Here is a 4292-nt window from a genome sequence, read left to right as displayed (position 1 = left end):
TGCGTGCGGCCAACTGCACGCGACGCCGGCGAACCTCAGAACGCCGCGCGAACCTGCTCCTCGGTGAGGCCGTAGTCGCCCAGCGAATAGCGGTGCGCCGGTCGTCTGCCGCCCCGACGCGACTCGGCGTCGATCGCTGCGACGGCGGTGGCGACCGCGGGTGTCCAGTCGAGGTCGAACGCGTCGTAGATCGCCCGCGTCGTCCCGGTCGGGTCGCCGACGAAGTCGTCGTAGTCGACGTCGATGAACTGGGACTGGTCGTAGCGCGGCCGGGCCTGCGCGAACGAGCGCGCGGAGCGGGAGAGCATCTCCAGCTGTGTCGAGCCGATCGTCTCCCCGACGAACGTCGCGGACCATCCGGTGGTGGCCTCGGCCGACAGGGAGCAGGCCGACGCGATCGAGGTGACCGGGTCGCGGTGGGTCTGCACGATCAGGGCGTCGGGGTAGACCGCCATCAGCGCGTCGAGCGCGACCAGGTGGGACGGGTTCTTCAGCACCCAACGCCGCTCCGTGTCGTTGAGCCCGATCAGCTGGAGCGCCTCCTTGTGGCGCCGGTAGGCGTCGGTCCAGTCCTGACCGGCCAGCCACGACGAGTACGTCGGCACGTTGGCCAGCGACTCGAAGCTGATCGACTTGCCGGTCTGGCGCAGCAGCCGCCAGCACTCCTCCACCGACGCGGCGTCCATGTAGTGGATGCCCATGAACTCCGGATTGGCCACGTGGTGCTGGGCGTAGGCGTCGTTGATGCCGGTGAAGACCGGGTTCGTCTCCCACGTCGAGCGCGGCGGGCGCGGCTGGGGGAACTCGGTGAGCCAGAGCTCGAGTCCCTGGTGGCGTTCGTCGGCGGTCAACAGGCGGTGCAACGCCGTGGTGCCGGTGCGGGGGAGCCCCACCACGAACACCGGCCGCTCCACCCGGACGTCGGCGTACGCCGGGTTCTCCTTCATGCCGAACTGGGTGAGCAACCGCCCGACCAGGCAGCTCTTCACCTGGCCGCGCTGGAGGTAGTTGCCCTCCCCGGTCAGTCCCGCTGCCGGCGAGTTCAGGTCGTCGACCAGGATCCGGAGACCCTCCTCGTGCTCGGTCCCGCCGAAGTCGTCGAGTCCCGTCGTGCGGACGGCGGCGGCCGCGATGTCGTCGTACGACCCGACCTCGTCACGAACGCGCGGTGCGGCGTCAGTTGTCATGGAACTCACCGCAGTCGACGTTGAGCATCGAGCCGGTCACCGCCGAGGCCAGGTCGCTGGCGAAGAACAGCGTTGCCTTCGCCACCTCGTCGGGGGTGGCCAGCCGCTTCAGGTCGGTCGGCGCCGCCTTCTCCCGATAGATGTCCTCGTGGGTCACACCGCTCTCGGAGGCGAGCCAGTCGAAGTAGGCCTTGTTCACGTCCTCATAGATGTACGACGGCGCGACGCTGTTGACCCGGATGCCACGCGGTCCGAGCTCGGTCGCCAGCGACGAGGCGAGATGCTTGAGCGTGCCCTTGGAAAGCTTGTAGCCGGAGTACTCCGGTTGCGAGCTGTGCACGACGCACGAGTTGACCATGATGATCGAGCCGCCCGACTTCTGATCAGACGCGGCCAGCGCGTCGGCGAACAGGGCGGACAGTCGCAGCGGCGCGAACACGTTGGTCTCCTGCGCGGCCCGCAGGCTCTCCAGGGAGAGCGTGCTGATCGGGTCCATCGGCGGGATGCCGAACGCATTGTTGATCAGGCAGTCGACCCGACCGAACTCGCTCAGCGCGGCCTCGACCAGCGCCGCACGTTGCGACTCATCGGTGATGTCGGTCGGTACGACGAGCGCGCGGCGACCGTGTTCGCGCACCACCGCGGCCATCTTCTCCAGCCGCTTCTCGGTGCGGGAGACCAGCACGAGGTCGGCGCCCATCTGCGCGGCCTCCTCGCCGAGTGCGCGACCGAGCCCGGGGCCGACACCGGAGAGCACGATCACCTTGTCCTGGAGGAGGTTCATGCGGACCAGAGTAGAACGTGTTCCAGTTCTAGTCGAGTGACCCGTCCCTCGAGTGACCCGTCCCTCGAGTGACCCGGTCGAGTGATTCGCGTACTGGTCATCTCCGCTCCACCTTCGCGCAGGCTGAACGTCAACCACGGCCAGCAGCGTGCACGCATGACCCCTCGCCAGCTCCTGCCCTTCGTCGACCAGGCCCACGCCGGTGGTCGCAGCTCGATGACCTGTCTCTACCGCTGCGGCAACGCCTGCTCGCACCCCGTGCCGAACGACTCCGGCAACGAGCACTTCGAGCAGGTCGTGGCCCGCGCGGTGTCGCGTCGCTCCGTCCTTCGCGCGGGGGCGGTCGGTGCGGCTGCTGCCGGCGTACTCGGCACCACCGGCTGGGGAGCGGTCTCCCCGGCGGCCGCCGCACCGTCGGCGCGCGCCGGAGCAGCAGGCGGTGGGCCTCTCTCCCGGTTCACCGGCATCGCCCCGACCGCCGCCACCACCGACGAGCTCGTGGTGCCGGACGGCTTCAACTGGGCGCCGATCATCTCCTGGGGCGACCCGGTCACGCGTCAGGCTCCGGACTTCGACTTCGACGACCAGAGTGTCGAGGCGCAGCGCAACCAGGCCGGCTACAACTGCGACTTCACGGCGCTGCTGCTCGACGGTCGCGGCCGGGGCGGCCGCAGCGGCGTGCTCGCCTTCAACAACGAGTACACCAACGACGAGCTGATGTTCCGCGGCGTCGCCGGGTCCGCGGACCTCTCCGACGACCAGCTCCGCATCGTGATGGCCGCCCACGGCATGACCATCGTCGAGGTGCGCCGGGAGCGCCCGGGCGCACCGTGGAGCTACCAGCAGGGCGGCCGTCGCAACCGTCGGCTGCACAGCGAGACCGAGTTCGCCGTCGACGGCCCCGCCTCAGGGCACGACGCCCTGAAGACCTCCGCCGACCCGACCGGCACGAAGGTCCTCGGCACCCTGAACAACTGCGCCGGCGGCGTCACGCCGTGGGGCACCGTGCTGTCAGGTGAGGAGAACTTCAACCAGTACTTCGACACCACCGGCGCACTCGACCCCGACCTGCACCTCAAGCGCTACGGCATCACCTCGGCCGGCCGCGGCTGGGAGCGCGTCGACCCCCGCTTCTCGGTGGCCACGGAGCCCAACGAGGTCAACCGCTTCGGCTGGATCGTCGAGGTGGATCCCCAGGACCCGACCTCGACCCCGGTCAAGCACACCGCGCTCGGTCGCTTCAAGCACGAGGGCGCGACGATCCGCCTGGCCGACGACGGTCGCGCGGTCGCCTACATGGGCGATGACGAGCGCAACGACTACATCTACAAGTTCATCTCGCGCAAGAAGCACAAGCCCGGCAACCTGAAGCACAACCTGACGCTGCTCTCCGAGGGGGACCTGTACGTCGCCAAGTTCACCGGCGACGGCTCGGACGACGGGCTGTACGACGGCAGCGGCGTGTGGCTGCCGCTGGTGGTCAACGGCACCTCCCACGTGTCCGGATGGACCGTCGAGGAGGTGCTGATCTGGACCCGTCAGGCCGCCGACCTGGTCGGCCCCACCAAGATGGACCGCCCCGAGGACGTCGAGGCCAACCCGGTCACCGGCAAGGTCTATGCGGCCCTGACCAACAACTCCGCACGTCAGCCCGGCCAGGTCGACGAGGCCAATCCGCGCGGGCCGAACAAGCACGGCCACGTCATCGAGATCACCGAGCGTCGCAACGACGCGGGCGCCCTCACGTTCGCGTGGCAGCTCGTGCTGATCGCCGGCGACCCGACCGACCCGTCGACGTACTTCGCCGGCTACGACCGCAACCAGGTCAGCCCGATCAGCTGCCCGGACAACGTCACGTTCGACAAGGCCGGCAACCTGTGGATCTCCACCGACGGCATGCCCGGCACGCTCGGCTTCGCCGACGGGCTCTACATGCTGCCGCTCGAGGGCCGGGAGCGCGGCAAGCTGAAGCAGTTCCTCTCCGTCCCGGTCGGTGCGGAGTGCTGCGGACCGGTGATCAGTGGCGACGAGCGCACCGTCCTGGTCGCCGTTCAGCACCCCGGCGAGGTCAGCGGGGCGAGCCCCGACAACGTGGTCAGCAACTTCCCCTACCTCGGCGACAACCAGCCACGGCCCGGCATCGTGCAGGTCTACCGGGAGTGATCAGCTGATCATCCGCCGGGCGATGCCGACCTGACGGGCCTCGATGCGCTCGGCGTACTCCTTGGGAGTGACGCGCTGGTCGTCGAGGTCCCCGCGTCCGGACAGGGACGAGAACGGCACGACCTCGACCTGCGGCCCGTCGCCCGCGCCGAGAGCGC

At 69.3% G+C, this 4292-nt stretch carries 3 protein-coding genes; 1 reads left to right on the top strand and 2 read right to left on the bottom strand.

The annotated features are described in order from the left end of the window. Nucleotides 1–35: 35 nt before the first annotated feature. Both NJ4_RS21620 and NJ4_RS21615 read right to left on the bottom strand, forming a co-directional pair. Nucleotides 36–1187: a sulfotransferase family protein gene (locus tag NJ4_RS21620; protein WP_067440338.1), complete on the bottom strand. Its 1152-nt coding sequence runs from the start codon at nt 1185–1187 to the stop codon at nt 36–38. Continuing rightward, the gene (locus NJ4_RS21615; protein WP_067440336.1) at nt 1177–1971 is read right to left on the bottom strand and encodes an SDR family oxidoreductase; all 795 of its coding nucleotides are present in this window, start codon (nt 1969–1971) and stop codon (nt 1177–1179) included. Before NJ4_RS21615 ends, NJ4_RS21620 begins: the two co-directional genes overlap by 11 nt. A 156-nt stretch (nt 1972–2127) precedes the next feature. On the opposite strand from NJ4_RS21615, the gene NJ4_RS21610 reads away from it, so the two are divergent. Then, entirely contained in the window at nt 2128–4134 is a 2007-nt protein-coding gene (locus NJ4_RS21610; RefSeq protein ID WP_067440342.1) for a PhoX family protein, read from the top strand. The last annotated feature ends 158 nt before the right edge of the window (nt 4135–4292 follow it).

Origin of the sequence: Nocardioides jensenii JCM 1364 = NBRC 14755, assembly GCF_001552535.1 — a bacterium.
GTDB classification, from domain to species: Bacteria; Actinomycetota; Actinomycetes; order Propionibacteriales; family Nocardioidaceae; genus Nocardioides; species Nocardioides jensenii.
Note: the sequence above shows the minus strand (reverse complement) of the source record. Positions and strands in the feature narration are given on the sequence as shown.

Coding starts and splice junctions, on each gene's coding strand:
- NJ4_RS21620 (WP_067440338.1), bottom strand. CDS start 1,187: ATGACAACTGACGCCGCACCGCGCGTTCGTGACGAGGTCGGGTCGTAC.
- NJ4_RS21615 (WP_067440336.1), bottom strand. CDS start 1,971: ATGAACCTCCTCCAGGACAAGGTGATCGTGCTCTCCGGTGTCGGCCCC.
- NJ4_RS21610 (WP_067440342.1), top strand. CDS start 2,128: ATGACCCCTCGCCAGCTCCTGCCCTTCGTCGACCAGGCCCACGCCGGT.